The organism is Streptomyces kanamyceticus (assembly GCF_008704495.1).
Lineage (GTDB): Bacteria > Actinomycetota > Actinomycetes > Streptomycetales > Streptomycetaceae > Streptomyces > Streptomyces kanamyceticus.
Genome location: NZ_CP023699.1, coordinates 2,883,257 through 2,900,026 on the forward strand (window position 1 = coordinate 2,883,257; position 16,770 = coordinate 2,900,026).

Sequence of the window (16,770 nt, forward strand, 5' to 3'; positions counted from 1 at the left end):
TCAGGGAGCGAACACCATCAGCGCGACATCACGCGGCGACGACGTCCACCGCCTCCGCGGGCGCCTTGATCGTTACCCGTTCCGGTGGCACACCGGCCACGGAGACGGAATTGAGCATCGGGCGAACCGGTGCGCGCACCGGTTCCGCTGCTGCAGACGCAGCCAGCTCGGCGAGCGACAGTTCATCGCTCACTTCACGCATGAGCTCGGACATCCGTACGTCAAGCGCGTCGCAGATCGCGGAAAGCAGTTCGGAGGATGCCTCCTTCTGCCCCCGCTCCACCTCGGAGAGATAGCCGAGCGAGACTCGGGCGGACGAGGAGACTTCGCGCAGAGTACGGCCCTGGCGCTGGCGCTGCCGACGCAGCACGTCACCCAGCAGGCGACGGAGCAGAATCATCGGTGGCTCCCTCCTCGGACCGCGTAGCCGCATCCTTCACGCCCCACCGTACCGCCTCGCGCGGCGGCCGTGCGGGGAGCGATGTCGTGTTCACTCAGGGCTGCAAACATCAATTCCCCCCGTTCTGTTCCGTATCCTGTGCCCGCCCATTCTCGGCACGTTCGCCGGAGAGCCGCTCGAGAAGCAGTGTGAGCACGCTCCGTACACTCTCCATACGAATTTCCGAACGGTCGCCGTTCAACCGTGGGGCGGTCACTTTCCCCTCGGCTCCGCCATCGGCGTAACCGCGCATGCCTTCGACATCCGGACCCGCGATCGCCAGATACACGGTCCCGACGGCCTGCCCGTCCTGCGGATCCGGGCCCGCGACGCCGGTGGTCGCGATCCCCCAGTCCGCGCCGAGCACCTTGCGCACACCGTCCGCCATCTGCCGCGCGACCTCCGGGTCCACGGCCCCGCGCTCGGCCAGCAGAGTGCCGTCGACGCCCAGCACGTCCCGCTTGAGGTCGGTGGCGTAGGCGGTGACGGACCCCCGGAAGACCTTCGAAGCCCCGGGCGCCGCCGTGATCTCGGCGGCCACCAGGCCCCCGGTCAGCGACTCCGCCACGGCGAGCGTCTCGCCCCGCGCGGCCAGCAGACGCAGCAGCCCGCTCGCCGACACCGCGGTGGCCGAGAGCCCGGGGGACGTCACTTCGCGGCCTCCTCGGCCGCCTCGACGGCGGACTCCCGCGCCTGGGCCATGCCCTGCCTGCGCAGCACCACGGCCTGCTTCACGTAGTCGAGCCCGGTCACCACGGTCAGCACCACGGCGACCGCCATCACCCAGAACCGCAGCGTCGCGAGCGGCCCGGTCAGCGCCAGGACGTACATCCCGACGGCCGTGCCCTGCGCGAGCGTCTTCATCTTGCCGCCGCGACTGGCCGGAATGACTCCATAGCGGATCACCCAGAACCGCAGCAGCGTGATCCCGAGCTCACGCCCGAGAATGACCCCGGTCACCCACCAGGGCAGGTCCCCGAGCCAGGACAGACAGATCAGCGCGGCGCCCATGATCGCTTTGTCGGCGATCGGATCGGCGATCTTCCCGAAGTCCGTGACCAGGTTGTACGTGCGCGCCAGATGGCCGTCGAAGAGGTCGGTGATCATGGCGACGGCGAAGGCGGCCCAAGCGAAGGCACGCCACGCCGGGTCGTACCCGCCGTTGCCGAGGAGCAGCATCACGAAGCCCGGCACGAGCAGCAGCCGGACCATCGTCAGCAGATTCGCGACGTTCCACAGGCTGGCCTGGTTGACGGCCGCAGCGCCCAGCTTCCCGCCGCGCACCGGCTGCGCGCCGGAGCCGCCAGACGCGGATGCCGGGACTCCGGTCATCTGCCGGCCTCCTCTAGACACTCAGCCACCAAGTCCACGCCCTCCGTGCCGACGACCTTTGCCACGACCATACGACCGACCTCGAGACCGGCCCCACCCGTGGCGCCCGTCAAGCGGATCTGGCCGTCCGTCTCCGGGGCCTGGTGCGCGGCCCTGCCGAGCGGGCCTTCCTCCTCGTCGAGGGACTCCACGAGGACCTCGACGCTCTCGCCGAGCCGCTCGTCCGCGCGCTGCGAGGTGAGCTCCTCCGCGAGCCGCGCGATGTGCGCGAGGCGCGCGTCGACGACGTCCTGGTCGAGCTTCTCCTCGTATGTCGCGGCTTCGGTGCCCTCCTCGTCGGAGTATCCGAAGACGCCGATGGCATCCAGTCGCGCGCCCGTCAGGAACCGCTCGAGCTCCGCCAGGTCGGCCTCGCTCTCACCGGGGAAGCCCACGATGAAGTTGGACCGCACACCGGCCTGCGGCGCCTTGGACCTGATGGTCTCCAGGAGCTCCAGGAAGCGGTCGGTGTCCCCGAAGCGGCGCATGGCGCGCAGCACGCCCGGGGCGGAGTGCTGGAAGGACAGGTCGAAGTAGGGGGCGACCTTCTCGGTCGACGTGAGCACGTCGATCAGGCCGGGCCGCATCTCGGCGGGCTGCAGGTAGCTGACGCGGACCCGCTCGATGCCGTCGACGGCCGCGAGCTCGGGGAGCAGCGTCTCCAGGAGCCGGATGTCGCCGAGGTCCTTGCCGTACGAGGTGTTGTTCTCGGAGACGAGCATGACCTCCTTGACGCCCTGCTCGGCGAGCCAGCGGGTCTCACCGAGCACGTCGGAGGGACGGCGCGAGATGAAGGAGCCGCGGAAGGAAGGGATGGCGCAGAAGGAGCAGCGCCGGTCGCAGCCGGAGGCCAGCTTCACGGAGGCGACGGGGTTGCTGCCCAGGCGGCGGCGCAGTGGTGCGCGCGGCCCGGAAGCGGGCGCGACGCCCTCGGGCAGGTCCTGCGGGATGACCGCGGGCTCGACGGACGCGTGGCCGGGAAGCGCGACGGCCGCCTGGGCGTCCTGTCGCTCGGCCGGGCTGATCGGCAGCAGCTTGCGCCGGTCGCGCGGGGTGTGCGCCTCGACGCTGCCACCGCTGAGGATGGTGTTCAGGCGGTTGGAGATGTCGGAGTAGTCGTCGAATCCGAGCACGCCGTCGGCCTCGGGCAGCGCGTCGGCGAGCTCCTTGCCGTACCGCTCGGCCATGCAGCCGACCGCGACGACGGCCTGCGTCCTGCCGTGCCCCTTGAGGTCATTGGCTTCGAGGAGGGCGTCGACGGAGTCCTTCTTGGCGGCCTCGACGAAACCACAGGTGTTGACGACGGCTACGTCCGCGTCCTCGGCGTCCTCGACGAGCTGCCAGCCGTCCGCCTCCAAGCGGCCTGCGAGCTCCTCCGAGTCCACCTCGTTACGGGCGCAGCCAAGAGTGACAAGGGCGACAGTACGGCGTTCGGGCATGGTCTCAAGACTACTTCGTCCCCGCCTCGGCACCCGCCGCCAGGGTTACCCGGCGGTCAGCCCCGGGCCACCGCCGCGTCACCGGGCCTTCCGGCGCTCCCGGCCCTGACCTGCCGCTCAGCCGACCTCGGGGTCGCCCTTGGTGTACGTGAGGCGCTCGACCTGACCGGGTTCGAATTCGTTGTCGACCTGCTTGCCGTTCACGTAGAGCTGGATCGCACCGGCGTCGCCGAGGACGAGGGCGATCTTCTGCTTGTCCTGGAACGTCTTGGCCTGGCCCTGCTCGAGCACGCCGTCGAAGAGGGTGCGTCCGCTGTGGTCCTTCGCCGAGATCCAGCTGCGGCCGTCCGCGGCGTCGACCTTGACCGTGACCTTGTCGCGCGGGACACCGGCGATGGCGCTGTCGGACGGGTCGGGCTTGGGGTCGGCGGGCTTGTGGGGCTTGGGCTTCTCCGCGGTCTTGGAGGGGGCGGGCGTGGAGCCCTCGGCGACCGACTTCGAGCCGTCGCCGTCGTCACCGCCGCTGAACGCGGTGAAGCCGACGAAACCGATCACCGCGACGATCGCGGCGACCATGGCGGCGGTCCAGTTGGGCCGCCGCGGCTCGGACCGGATGCGCTCGGCCTCGAAGAGGGGCGCCGCCGGGGTGGGGGCGGGCGGGTGTCCGCCGTGCCCTTCGTCGTACTGGGCGAGGAGCGGGGCCGGATCGACGCCCGCGGCGCGCGCCAGGGTTCTGATGTGGCCGCGGGCGTACACGTCGCCGCCGCATCGCGAGAAGTCGTCCTGTTCGATCGCGTGCACGATCGGAATGCGCACGCGGGTGGACGAGCTGACCTCGTCGACCGTCAGGCCGGCGGCGACGCGCGCCTGCTGCAGGACCTGGCCGATCGAGGGCCGGTCGTCGGCCGGACGGTCACCCGAAGGGATCTCGTCCGCGAGGCGGTCGTCTGAAGGGCGGTCGTCTTCAGGGGAGTTGCCGATGGACACGGGGGCGCCTTTCGAGCGTGTAGCCACCTGCCGGAGGTTCATTTTAGGGGGGCCTTGAAAGGGTGGGGCAACCGGGCGGACGGAGTTTGTACGCCATCAGAATGGCCGGACATCCCGATGGTGGGACATCGTGCTGTTCTCCCCCTCAACTTGACGTACGCCGAAGGGAAACGGTTGCCCGGCGATCCCTTAAGGGTGAGCCGCCCACCCTGATGGCCGAGCCCACCCTTATGGCTGAGCCTCCCCGCGGATCACGGCCAGCACGCCGTCCAGCTCATCAGGTTTCACAAGAACGTCACGAGCCTTGGATCCCTCGCTCGGGCCCACGATGGAGCGCGACTCCATCAGGTCCATCAGCCGTCCCGCCTTGGCGAAGCCGACGCGCAGCTTGCGCTGGAGCATCGAGGTGGACCCGAACTGGGTGGAAACCACCAGCTCAGCGGCCTGGCACAGCAGATCGAGGTCATCGCCGATGTCCTCGTCGATCTCCTTCTTCTGCTTGGTGCCGACCGTGACGTCGTCCCGGAAGACCGGCGCCATCTGGTCCTTGCAGTGCTGGACGACGGCGTGGATCTCGTCCTCGGTGACGAAGGCGCCCTGCATACGGGTGGGCTTGTTCGCGCCCATCGGCAGGAACAGACCGTCACCCTTTCCGATGAGCTTCTCGGCGCCCGGCTGGTCGAGGATGACGCGGCTGTCGGCGAGCGAGGAGGTCGCGAAGGCGAGCCGGGACGGCACGTTCGCCTTGATCAGACCGGTCACGACGTCCACGGACGGACGCTGCGTGGCGAGCACCAGGTGGATACCGGCCGCACGCGCGAGCTGCGTGATGCGCACGATCGAGTCCTCGACGTCGCGCGGCGCGACCATCATCAGGTCCGCGAGCTCGTCGACGATCACCAGCAGATACGGATACGTCTTCAGCTCGCGCTCGCTGCCCTCGGGCGTCTTGAGCTTGCCGTCGCGGATGGCCTGGTTGAAGTCGTCGATGTGCCGGTAGCCGAACGCCGCGAGGTCGTCGTAGCGCAGGTCCATCTCGCGTACGACCCACTGGAGGGCCTCGGCGGCCCGCTTGGGGTTGGTGATGATCGGCGTGATCAGGTGCGGAATGCCCTCGTACGCGGTGAGCTCGACGCGCTTGGGGTCCACGAGGACCATCCGTACGTCCTCGGGCGTCGCTCTTATCATGATCGAAGTGATCAGGCAGTTGATGCAGGACGACTTGCCGGAACCGGTGGCTCCGGCCACCAGGATGTGCGGCATCTTCGCCATGTTCGCCATGACGTAGCCGCCCTCGACATCCTTGCCGAGCGCCACCAGCATCGGATGGTCGTCCTCGGCGGCGTCCGCGAGGCGCAGCACGTCACCCACGTTGACCATCTCGCGGTCGGTGTTCGGGATCTCGATGCCGACCGCGGACTTGCCGGGGATGGGCGAGATGATCCGCACGTCCGGGGATGCCACGGCGTACGCGATGTTCTTGGCGAGGGCCGTGATCTTCTCGACCTTCACGGCGGGACCGAGCTCGATCTCGTACCGGGTGACCGTCGGTCCGCGCGTGAAGCCCGTGACGTCCGCGTCGACCTTGAACTCCGCAAAGACGTTCGACAGCGAATCGACGACCGCGTCATTGGCCGCGCTGCGCGACTTGCCGGGCCCACCGCGCTCCAGGAGGTCGAGCGAGGGCAGCGAGTAAGTGATGTCTCCGGAGAGCTGCAGCTGCTCGGCGCGCGGCGGCAGGTCGCGCGGGGCTTCGGGCGAGGACTTGGTGAGGTCCGGCACGAGGCTCTCAGCGGGCGCCTCCGGCTTCTTCTTGAGCTTGCCGGGCACGGGGGCGTCCGTGGCGCGCGCGGTCGGCACAGGGGCCGCACGCTCGCGCTCCGCGCGCTCCTCCCGCTCCCCCGACACGCCCTGCGTCAGATCGGCGACCAGCGGCGAGGGCGGCATGCCGTGCAGCACGGCACCGTCCAGGGCGGCGGCCGCGGCGGCCGCCACGTCCACGGCGTCCATCGGACGGTCCATGTCCGGCTGTACGGGAGTCCTGCGCGGCCTGCGGCGCCTGGCGAGCGCCTCCTGCTCGGCCTGGTCGGGCTCGTACTCCTCGGGTGCGGCGGAGCGCCGCCGCGAGGAGCGCGCGGGCAGCGCCTCGCGCCACTGGTCCTCGTAGCGCTCGTCGTCGTGCGTGAAGTCGTCGGCCTCGGGCTCCTCATGGATCACGCCGAGCTTCACGCCGAGCAGCCGCAGCCGCTGCGGGATGGCGTTGACGGGCGTCGCCGTGACGACGAGCAGCCCGAAGACGGTGAGGAGCACGAGGAGCGGCACCGCGAGGATCTCGCCCATGGTGAAGATCAGCGGGGTGGACGCACCCCAGCCGATCAGGCCTCCGGCGTCCCTTATCGCCTGCATGCCGTCGCTGCGGGCCGGTGAACCGCACGCCACGTGGACCTGCCCGAGCACCCCGATGACCAGGGCGGACAGACCGATCACGATGCGGCCGTTGGCCTCGGGCTTCTCCGGGTGCCGGATGAGGCGGACGGCGATGGCGCCCAGGAGCAGCGGCACCAGGAGGTCCAGGCGGCCGAACGCGCCGGTCACCAGGACCTCGACGAGATCGCCGACGGGGCCGCGCAGGTTCGACCAGGTGCCCGCGGCGACGATCAGCGCGATGCCGAGGAGCAGGAGCGCGAGCCCGTCCTTGCGGTGGGCCGGGTCGAGGCCCTTGGCGCCCCGCCCTATGCCGCGGAACATGGCGCCCACCCCGTGCGCGACACCGAGCCAGACGGCGCGCACGAGCCGGTACACGCCCCCTGTGGGGCTGGGCGCGGGCTTGGGTGCGGGCTTCTTCGCGGGCGCCTTCTTGGCAGGTGCCTTCTTTGCGGGCGCCTTCTTCGCCGCCGACTTCTTGGCGGGCGGTTTGGCAGCGGCCTTCTTCGCCGGAGCCTTCGTCGGCGCGGCCGCCTTCTTCGCGGGCGTCTTCTTGGCTGCGGACTGACGTGAGGCCATGGGTGTGAGGTTACCGGTGCGGGCCACTGTGGACACGTGTGCCCACTGCTTCACCCGCCTGTGTCGCCCCTGCGGGGTCCGTCAACTGACGGGGAATCAACGGACCCGCGGGGCTCCATGGCACGTCAGTTCTGTGAGGGGACCGAGGGCGTGCCGCTCCCTGTGCCCGGTTCCAGTGCGTCAAGAGCCCGGCGCAGCCCGGTGAGTTTGCGTTCGAGATGGGCTGCCGTGGCGACCGCCGCCGCGTCCGCCGACTCCTCGTCCAGCTGTTTGGAGAGCGCCTCGGCCTGCTCCTCGACGGCCGCGAGCCGCGCCGAGAGCTCCGCGAGCAGACCCGCGGGCTCCTTCGCGTCGCCCGCCGGGGACTTGCCGCCGCCCTCGAGCTGGAGCCGCAGCAGGGCCGCCTGCTCCCGCAGTTGGCAGTTCTTCATGTACAGCTCGACGAACACCGAGACCTTCGCGCGCAGCACCCACGGGTCGAACGGCTTGGAGATGTAGTCCACCGCTCCCGCGGCATAACCGCGGAACGTGTGATGCGGTCCGTGGTTGATGGCGGTGAGGAAGATGATCGGGATGTCCCGGGTCCGCTCCCGCCGCTTGATGTGCGCCGCGGTCTCGAAGCCGTCCATTCCCGGCATCTGCACGTCCAGCAGGATGACCGCGAAGTCGTCCGTGAGTAGTGCTTTGAGCGCTTCCTCCCCGGACGATGCCCGCACCAGTGTCTGATCGAGCGCAGAGAGGATGGCCTCCAGCGCCAGCAGATTCTCCGGCCGGTCATCGACCAGGAGGATCTTGGCCTTCTGCACCATGGCCCGCCCTCCTCGCCCCGGCGGTACACCGGGCGCCGCCCCAGAGGACGACTCCCTTGCGCCGTCCGTCCTTGTGCCGGTCATGGTAGCCGCACCCCGCCTGTCGCCACACCCTGTCACCGCGATGTCACTGTGCACGTAGCAGAAACGCGGTGGGAGACCAGAAGGTTCCCCGAATACCGCGGTTCTACACGGCCTCGGCCACACTCTGTCAGCAACTCCGTGTGACGAAGCCGGTTCTCGGTCACTCCGCGCGCATCCACTGCTCCATCACCGACAACAGGTGGTCGGGGTCGACCGGCTTCGTGACGTAGTCGGAAGCTCCGGAGTCGATCGCCTTCTCGCGATCGCCCTTCATCGCCTTCGCGGTGAGCGCGATGATCGGGAGCCCGGCGAACTGCGGCATCCTGCGGATCGCCGTCGTCGTCGCGTACCCGTCCATCTCCGGCATCATGATGTCCATCAGAACGACCGTCACGTCGTCGTGCTGTTCCAGGACTTCGATTCCCTCGCGGCCGTTCTCCGCGTACAGCACCGACAGGCCGTGCTGTTCCAGGACGCTCGTGAGCGCGAAGACGTTGCGGATGTCGTCGTCGACGATCAGCACCTTCTCGCCGCCGAAGTGGAACGCGGGCCTCGCGGACGGCGCATCCGTCGCCGCGGAGGGCCACTGTTCCTGCGGCCGCCGCTCCTGGGAGTCCGCGGCGGGCAGAGCCGAAGGCTCCTGCGCGGGTGCGGGCCTGCGCCGCCTCCTGAAGAGCGCCGAGGGCCCCGTGGGCGCCTCGTGGCGCACCACGGTGCCCTCGATCGGCACCGCGGCGTCGGCCGCCGTGGACTGCTCGACGGCGGGCAGTTCACGCGGCGCGGCCGGGGCCGCCAGCTGCGTGTAGCCCTGGGGCGGCAGTTCGCTCGGGTGCAGCGGCAAATAGAGCGTGAAGGTCGAGCCGCGGCCCGGTTCGCTCTGGGCGTGGATCTCGCCGCCGAGCAGCCGCGCGATCTCCCGGCTGATCGACAGACCGAGGCCCGTGCCGCCGTACTTCCTGCTGGTCGTGCCGTCCGCCTGCTTGAAGGCCTCGAAGATGACCCGCATCTTGCTGGCCGCGATGCCGATGCCGGTGTCGGTCACCGAGAAGGCGATCAGATCGGCGTCGGCGTCACGCAGCGAGCCCGCCTCCAGGAGCTGCTCGCGGATCGCGTTGGGCACGTCGTTGTTCGCGTGCCTGATGACCAGCTCGACCGCTCCGGAGTCGGTGAACTTCACCGCGTTGGACAGGAGGTTGCGCAGCACCTGGAGCAGGCGCTGTTCGTCCGTGTGCAGCGTCGCGGGCAGCTCCGGGGACACCCGTACGGAGAAGTCGAGGCCCTTCTCCGCGGTCAGCGGACGGAAAGTGGCCTCTACGTAGTCGACGAGTTGGACCAGGGCGATGCGCGTCGGGGAGACGTCCATCTTGCCCGCCTCGACCTTCGACAGGTCGAGGATGTCGTTGATCAGCTGCAGCAGGTCCGATCCCGCGCCGTGGATCGTTTCGGCAAACTCGACCTGCTTCGGGGTGAGGTTCGCGTCGGCGTTGTCGGCGAGCAACTTGGCGAGGATCAGCAGCGAGTTGAGCGGTGTGCGCAGCTCGTGCGACATGTTCGCCAGGAACTCGGACTTGTACCGCATCGAGACCGCGAGCTGCTCGGCGCGCTCCTCGAGGACCTGCCGCGCCTCTTCGATCTCGGTGTTCTTGACCTCGATGTCACGGTTCTGCTGGGCGAGCAGCTCCGCCTTCTCCTCCAGCTCCGCGTTCGAGTCCTGCAGCGCCTTCTGCCGGTTCTCCAACTCCGCCGAGCGCTCGCGCAGTTGCTCGGTCAGCTCCTGCGACTGCTTGAGCAGCACCTCGGTCTTCGTATTGACGCTGATGGTGTTGACGCTCGTCGCGATCATCTCGGCGATCTGGCTGAGGAAGTCCTTCTGGATCTGCGTGAAGGGCTGGAAGGCTGCCAGCTCGATCACGCCGAGGACGGTCCCTTCGAAGAGCACCGGCAACACGATGACCTGCGCGGGCGGCGCCTCCCCGAGGCCGGACGCGATCCGCAGGTAGCCGGACGGCGCGTTCTCCACGAGGATCGTGCGCCGCTCCTTGGCGGCCGTGCCGATGAGGGTCTCGCCGGGCCGGAACGATGTCGGCATGGACCCCATGGAGTAGCCGTAGCTGCCCAGCATGCGCAGCTCGTACGCGTCCTCGTGGTCGCCCCCGAGGTCCGTGGCGTCGTCCGTGGGCAGCGCCAGGAAGAAGGCGCCGTGCTGGGCCGAGACGACCGGCGTCAGCTCACTCATGATCAGCGAGGCGACGTCCTCCAGGTCGCGGCGGCCCTGCATCAGGCCGGAGATCCGCGCCAGGTTGCCCTTCAGCCAGTCCTGCTCCTTGTTGGCGAGGGTGGTGTCGCGCAGGTTGGCGATCATGGTGTTGATGTTGTCCTGAAGCACCTGGATCTCGCCCGACGCGTCGACCTCGATCTTCAGGTTGAGGTCGCCCCGGGTCACCGCGGTGGCGACCTTCGCGATGGCGCGCACCTGACGGGTCAGGTTCCCCGCCATCTCGTTCACGGACTCGGTGAGGTCGCGCCAGGTGCCGTCGACGTCACGCACGCGTGCCTGGCCGCCCAGCTGGCCCTCCGTGCCTACCTCGCGGGCGACCCGGGTGACCTGCTCGGCGAAGGACGACAGCTGGTCGACCATCGTGTTGATGGTGGTCTTGAGCTCCAGGATCTCGCCGCGCGCGTCGATGTCGATCTTCTTGGTCAGGTCACCCTTGGCGATCGCGGTGGTGACCATCGCGATGTTGCGGACCTGTCCGGTCAGGTTGGACGCCATCGAGTTCACCGACTCGGTGAGGTCCTTCCACGTACCCGAGACGCCCGGCACGCGCGCCTGGCCGCCGAGGATGCCGTCGGTGCCCACCTCGCGGGCCACGCGCGTGACCTCGTCGGCGAACGAACTCAGCGTCGTCACCATGGTGTTGACCGTGTCGGCGAGCTGCGCGACCTCGCCGCGCGCCTCCACCGTGACCTTCTTGGTCAGGTCACCGTTGGCGACGGCGGCCGAGACCTGCGAGATGTTCCGCACCTGGCTGGTCAGGTTGTTGGCCATCAGGTTGACGTTGTCGCTCAGGTCCTTCCAGATGCCGGTGACACCCGGCACCCGCGCCTGGCCGCCCAACTGGCCCTCGGTACCCACCTCGCGGGCCACGCGCGTGACCTGCTCCGCGAACGACGACAGCTGGTCGACCATCGTGTTGACGGTCGTGACGAGTTCGAGGATCTCGCCCTTCGCGTCGACGGTGATCTTCTTGGAGAGGTCGCCCATGGCGACGGCCGTGGTGACCTCGGCGATGTTCCGCACCTGAAGGGTGAGGTTGTTCGCCATGCCGTTCACGGACTGTGTGAGGTCCTTCCAGGTCCCGGAGACGCCCTGGACCTCGGCCTGGCCGCCCAGGATGCCGTCCGTGCCCACCTCGCGGGAGACCCGCGTGACCTGCTCCGCGAAGGCGGACAGCTGGTCGACCATCGTGTTCAGGGTGTTCTTGAGCTCCAGGATCTCGCCGCGCGCGTCCACGTCGATCTTCTGCGACAGGTCACCGCGGGCCACCGCCGTCGCGACCTGCGCGATGTTGCGCACCTGCGCGGTGAGGTTCCCCGCCATGCCGTTCACGGAGTCCGTCAGATCGCGCCACACACCGGCCACGCCGGGCACCTGCGCCTGCCCGCCCAGGCGCCCCTCCGTGCCCACCTCACGGGCCACCCTGGTCACCTGGTCGGCGAACGCGGAGAGCTGGTCGACCATCGTGTTGATGGTGTTCTTCAGCTCCAGGATCTCGCCCCGGGCGTCGACCTCGATCTTCTGGGAGAGATCACCGCGAGCCACGGCCGTCGTCACCTGGGCGATCTGGCGCACCTGCGACGTCAGGTTCCCCGCCATGAAGTTGACGGAGTCGGTGAGGTCCTTCCAGGTGCCGGAGACGCCGTCCACGCGCGCCTGCCCGCCGAGCCGCCCCTCGGTGCCCACGTCGCGCGCCATCCGCGTGACCTGGTCGGCGAAGGACGACAGCTGGTCCACCATCGTGTTCACGGTGTTCTTCAGCTGCAGCATCTCGCCGGACACGTCGACGGTGACCTTCTGCGACAGGTCACCGTTGGCGACCGCCGTCGTCACCTGCGCGATGTTGCGGACCTGCCCGGTGAGGTTGCGGAAGGCGGTGTTGACCGAGTCCGTCAGGTCCTTCCACGTACCGGCCGCGCCCTGCACCTGCGCCTGCCCGCCGAGCTCACCCTCGACACCGATCTCCCGCGCCACACGCGTCACTTCGGAACCGAAGGCGGAGAGCTGGTCGACCATGGTGTTCACGGTGTTCTTCAGCTCGAGCATCTCGCCCGCGACGTCGACCGTGACCTTCTGCGACAGATCGCCGCTCGCCACCGCCGTCGTCACCGTCGCGATGTCCCGCACCTGCGTGGTGAGGTTGCGGAAGACCGTGTTGACCGAGTCCGTCAGGTCCTTCCACGTCCCCGCGGCGCCCGGCACGTTGGCCTGCCCGCCGAGCTGGCCCTCGGCACCGACCTCGTTGGCCACGCGCGTGACCTCGTCCGCGAACGTGCGCAGCGTCTCGGTCATCTGGTTGATCGTCTCGGCGAGCTGGGCGACCTCGCCGCGCGCGCTCACCGTGACCTTCCGCGACAGATCACCGTTGGCGACCGCCGTCGTGACCTCCGCGATCCCGCGCACCTGCGCGGTGAGGTTGCCCGCCATGAGGTTCACCGAGTCGGTGAGGTCCTTCCACACGCCGGCCACCCCGGGCACCTGCGCCTGCCCGCCGAGCTCGCCCTCCGTGCCCACCTCGCGGGCCACCCGGGTCACCTCGGAGGAGAACGAGGAGAGCTGGTCCACCATCGTGTTCACGGTGTTCTTCAACTCGAGCATCTCGCCCGCGACATGGACGGTGACCTTCCGGGAGAGGTCACCCTTGGCCACCGCCGTCGTCACCAGGGCGATGTCCCGCACCTGAGCGGTCAGGCGGTACGCCATGGTGTTCACGGAGTCCGTGAGGTCCTTCCAGGACCCGGACATCCCCCGCACCCTGGCCTGCCCGCCGAGCTTGCCCTCCGTGCCGACCTCGCTGGCCACGCGGGTGACCTCGTCGGTGAAGGTGGAGAGCTGGTCGACGAGGTTGTTGACGGTCCTGCCGACCTTCAGGAACTCGCCGCGCAGCGGATGCCCGTTCCCGTCGACCGCCTGCGCCCGCAGCTCCATCCGCTGCTCGAGATCGCCGTCGGCCACGGCGGAGAGGACCCTGCCGACCTCGGAGACGGGACGTACGAGATCGTCTACGAGCGCGTTCGACGCGTCGATCGCGGCCGCCCACGAGCCCTCGCTCGCTCCGGTCTCAAGTCGTTCCGTGAGTTTTCCCTCACGTCCGACCATCCGCCGCACCCGTGACAGCTCACCTGTCAGATGCAGATTCCGGTCGGCCACCTCATTGAAAACAGCCGCGATCTCCGACATGACGTCGTCGCCGGAGACGGTGAGGCGCTTGCGGAAATTTCCGTCCCGCATCGCCACCAGCGCCGCCAGAAGCCTGTTCAATGCCGCCGCGTCCACGGAAGCGGTCGCCCCGTTGCGCGGTTTGCGCTGTTTGTTCAGGGACTGTCCGTCTTTCGCGCGCGTCTTAGTGCCCCGCGTCGCTGCGCCAGACTCCACTGTGTCCCTCCCGCAAGGGTCGACCGTACTGCTCGGGTTGTTCTGGGCTCTCTCCATGAAGCTTGCCCAGTGTTTCACCATGGCTGAACCAGGCCATAACAGTTCGGCAGCTTCGCACACCGTCCGCACACCCTCCGGGCGGAAACACTGACGACCGGCATCAGCATGGACGGCGAAGGTAAGTAACCTTGCATCCGGCTGTCCAACCACCCCGGTCCTGCCCGGCCAGGGCGGTGGTACACGAACAAGCGGGCATCGGAGGGGCGGCCGCACCATGAGTTCGGGAGACCTGGGCGTCGATACAGTCGATACTGTCGATACTCGTACGAGGAGTGCTGTGATCACCGCGCGCGCGGCTGCGACCTTCGACCCCGTCGGACGTTCCGTCGCGACGGCCCGCTCCTTCGTCCGCGACACCCTCCAGGGCTGGGGGTTCACGGACGTCGTCGACGACGCCGTCGTCCTCACCAGCGAGCTGGTGACCAACGCCGTGGTGCACGCGGGCACGGCCGCCGACGTGCTGTGCCTGCGCTCCGAGGACGCCGTACGCATCGAAGTCTCCGACCGCTACCCGGAGCGCGAGATCCCGCTCCAGCAGTCCTCCGTCAACACGGGCAGCCCCGACCGCGAGGGCGGCCGCGGCCTCCAGCTCTGCGCGGCACTGGCCACCCGCTGGGGCGTCGACTACACCCCCACCCACAAGCAGGTCTGGTTCCAACTCGACCTCCCCGACCGCCCGGTGGGCACCCGCACCGCGGGCCCCGCCCTACCGGCCGACCTCCTCCCGATCGCCGACGGCCGGGTCCGCGTCGCCGTCGTCCAGATCGACCGCGTCGGCGCCATCTCCGCCTGGAACGAGGACGCCGAAGAACTCTTCGGGTACGTCGCCGAGCAGGTCATGGGCAAGCCGCTCAACGACTTCGCGGCCTGGCCGCACACCCCGGGCACCAGCACCGGCATCGCCGAGGCTCTCCAACTCTCCCGCTGGGAAGGCAGTTACGGCATCCGCGGCTCCAACGGCTGCGTACTGCCCGTCTACGCCTCGCACCTGCGCGTCCGCGACACCGACGGCGAACCGTCCACGGTCTGCCTCCTCGTACGCGACGAGGAGCGCGCGGTGCTGCAGACCCCGCTCCGCGGCCCGAACCCCGACCAGAGCACGCTCAGCGAGCCGAACGCCACGGACCCCTTCGAGGTCTTCATCGGCTCCCCCGCCCCCGACGACCTCGACGGATTGCTCCAGCGCACCGTCGAGCGCGCCCGCGACATGCTGGACGGCGACGCCGCCTTCCTGCTCCTGGCCACCGACGACGAGACCGAGCTGGAGGTCCGCGCCTCCACCGGCCTGCCCTCGGCCCGCCAGCGCTTCGCCCGCGTCCCCGTAGAGGCGGGTCCCGGGCGCTACGGCTCGGCCCGCATGCCCGCCGTCCACGAGGACCTCACCGTCGTCCCCGGCGCCGTCCCGCTGCTCGGCGGCACGGGCATGCGCTCGGTCGTCACGGTCCCCCTCAAGGTCGAGGGCCGCCTCACCGGATCCCTCGGCGTCGCCGCCGAGGCCCCCGACCGGTACTCGAACGAAGAGGCGCTGCGCCTCCAGTTCGCCGCCGACCGGATCGCCCTTGCCGTGGAGTCCGCCCGCCTCGGCGAGCTGGAACGGCTGCGCCGCGGCTCCCTCTCCTTCCTGGTCGAGGCGTCCGACCTGCTCGCGGGCACCCTGGACCGCGACCAGACCCTCGCGCTCATGGCCCAGATGACGGTGCCGACGCTCGCCACCTGGTGCGCCGTCTACACCATCGCCGACCAGTCGGCCGAGCCCTACCTCTCGTACGTCCTGCACGAGGACGAGGAGCGCATCGACGGCCTCAAGGCACTCCTCTCCAAGATCGCCCCGCCCGACCCGGTACCCACCCCGGGCGCCCGCGTCTGGGCGGCCCCCTCCGAGGCCGCGCACCAGGCTGCGCTGCGCTCCTCGATGCGCAGCCTGGGCCTCGGCGAGCCCATGACCCTGAGCTCGGGCATCGGCACGACGCTCTCCACGGCATCGGCGGTGGGCGGCGAGACCGTGGTCCTGCCCCTGGTCGCCCGCAACCGCGTCATCGGCATGCTGACCCTCGGCAAGCCCTCCGACGAACACTTCCGCCAAGAGATCCTGGAATTGGCCGAAGATCTCTCCCGCCGAGCCGCTCTCGCCCTGGACAACGCCCGCCTCTACTCCGAGCGCATGGCCATCAGCCAGTCCCTCCAGCGCAGCCTGCTGCCGCCGGGACTCCCGCAGGTCCCCGGCGTCGAGGTCGAGGTCATCTACCGCGCGGCAGGCGAGGGCAACGAAGTCGGCGGCGACTTCTACGACCTCTTCCCGATCCGCGACGGCGCGTACGGCTTCGCGATCGGCGACGTCTGCGGCACGGGCCCGGAGGCGGCGGCCGTCACGGGCCTGGCCCGGCACGCCCTGCGCCTGCTCGCCCGCGAGGGCTTCGGCGGCCCCGCGGTCCTGGAGCGCCTGAACGCGGCGATCCTCGACGAGGGCGCCCGCAGCCGCTTCCTCACGCTCCTGTACGGCGAGCTGTGGCCCCAGGAGGACGGCTCGGCCGTCCTGAAGGTCGTCTGCGCCGGACACCCGCTCCCGCTCCGCCTTCGCCAGGACGGCACGGTCGAGCCGTACGCGGAACCGCAGCCCCTGCTCGGCGTCATGGACGACCTGGAGCTCTACGAACAGACGATGACGCTCGACCCCGGCGACGTCCTGCTCTGCGTGACCGACGGCGTCACCGAGCGCCGCGAGGGCACCCGCATGCTCGGTGACGACGGCCTCGCGGACGTCCTCACCACGTGCACGGGCCTGACGGCGGGCGCGGTCGCCGGCCGCATCATGCGCGCGGTGGAGCGCTTCGCCACGGACGCCCCGTCGGACGACATGGCGATCCTCGCGATGCGCGTCCCCGGCCTCCAGAAGGACTGACGCAGTCCGGGGGCCACAGCGCCCCG

9 protein-coding genes are annotated in these 16,770 nt (G+C 69.7%); 1 reads left to right on the forward strand and 8 read right to left on the reverse strand.

What is annotated here, in order from left to right; all coding sequences use genetic code 11:
• Positions 1–28 precede the first annotated feature (28 nt).
• The 8 genes from CP970_RS11460 to CP970_RS11495 form a co-directional block, all read right to left on the reverse strand.
• Complete coding sequence (locus CP970_RS11460; protein ID WP_055553884.1) at positions 29–400, reverse strand: helix-turn-helix domain-containing protein; 372 nt, start codon at positions 398–400, stop codon at positions 29–31.
• A gap of 109 nt (positions 401–509) precedes the next feature.
• Positions 510–1,091 carry a CinA family protein gene (locus CP970_RS11465; RefSeq protein WP_224058375.1) on the reverse strand — a complete coding sequence of 194 codons (582 nt, stop codon included), beginning with the start codon at positions 1,089–1,091 and terminating at the stop codon, positions 510–512.
• A complete protein-coding gene (gene pgsA / locus CP970_RS11470) occupies positions 1,088–1,771 on the reverse strand; it encodes a CDP-diacylglycerol--glycerol-3-phosphate 3-phosphatidyltransferase (RefSeq protein WP_055553887.1) in 684 nt (227 codons plus the stop codon). The genes CP970_RS11465 and pgsA overlap by 4 nt, the downstream gene beginning before the upstream one ends.
• Positions 1,768–3,249: a 30S ribosomal protein S12 methylthiotransferase RimO gene (gene rimO, locus CP970_RS11475; protein WP_055553889.1), complete on the reverse strand. Its 1,482-nt coding sequence runs from the start codon at positions 3,247–3,249 to the stop codon at positions 1,768–1,770. The genes pgsA and rimO overlap by 4 nt, the downstream gene beginning before the upstream one ends.
• A 117-nt stretch (positions 3,250–3,366) precedes the next feature.
• Positions 3,367–4,236, reverse strand: coding sequence for a helix-turn-helix domain-containing protein (locus tag CP970_RS11480; protein ID WP_150493253.1), 870 nt, complete (start codon positions 4,234–4,236; stop codon positions 3,367–3,369).
• A gap of 228 nt (positions 4,237–4,464) precedes the next feature.
• On the reverse strand, positions 4,465–7,239 hold the full coding sequence (locus CP970_RS11485; protein WP_107098850.1) for a DNA translocase FtsK: 2,775 nt from the start codon (positions 7,237–7,239) through the stop codon (positions 4,465–4,467).
• A 125-nt stretch (positions 7,240–7,364) separates the two neighbouring features.
• The gene (locus CP970_RS11490; RefSeq protein WP_055544880.1) at positions 7,365–8,048 is read right to left on the reverse strand and encodes a response regulator; all 684 of its coding nucleotides are present in this window, start codon (positions 8,046–8,048) and stop codon (positions 7,365–7,367) included.
• Positions 8,049–8,292: 244 nt separating this feature from the next.
• Entirely contained in the window at positions 8,293–13,686 is a 5,394-nt protein-coding gene (locus tag CP970_RS11495; RefSeq protein ID WP_055544881.1) for a HAMP domain-containing protein, read from the reverse strand.
• 436 nt (positions 13,687–14,122) lie between these two features.
• Between CP970_RS11495 and CP970_RS11505 the strand changes: the two genes are divergently transcribed.
• A complete protein-coding gene (locus tag CP970_RS11505) occupies positions 14,123–16,744 on the forward strand; it encodes a SpoIIE family protein phosphatase (RefSeq protein WP_055544882.1) in 2,622 nt (873 codons plus the stop codon).
• Positions 16,745–16,770 lie beyond the last annotated feature (26 nt).

Bases quoted from the DNA above. Each gene is read 5' to 3' on its own strand.
- pgsA (WP_055553887.1), bottom strand. From the start codon at position 1,771: ATGACCGGAGTCCCGGCATCCGCGTCTGGCGGCTCCGGCGCGCAGCCG.
- CP970_RS11460 (WP_055553884.1), bottom strand. From the start codon at position 400: ATGATTCTGCTCCGTCGCCTGCTGGGTGACGTGCTGCGTCGGCAGCGC.
- CP970_RS11490 (WP_055544880.1), bottom strand. From the start codon at position 8,048: ATGGTGCAGAAGGCCAAGATCCTCCTGGTCGATGACCGGCCGGAGAAT.
- CP970_RS11485 (WP_107098850.1), bottom strand. From the start codon at position 7,239: ATGGCCTCACGTCAGTCCGCAGCCAAGAAGACGCCCGCGAAGAAGGCG.
- rimO (WP_055553889.1), bottom strand. From the start codon at position 3,249: ATGCCCGAACGCCGTACTGTCGCCCTTGTCACTCTTGGCTGCGCCCGT.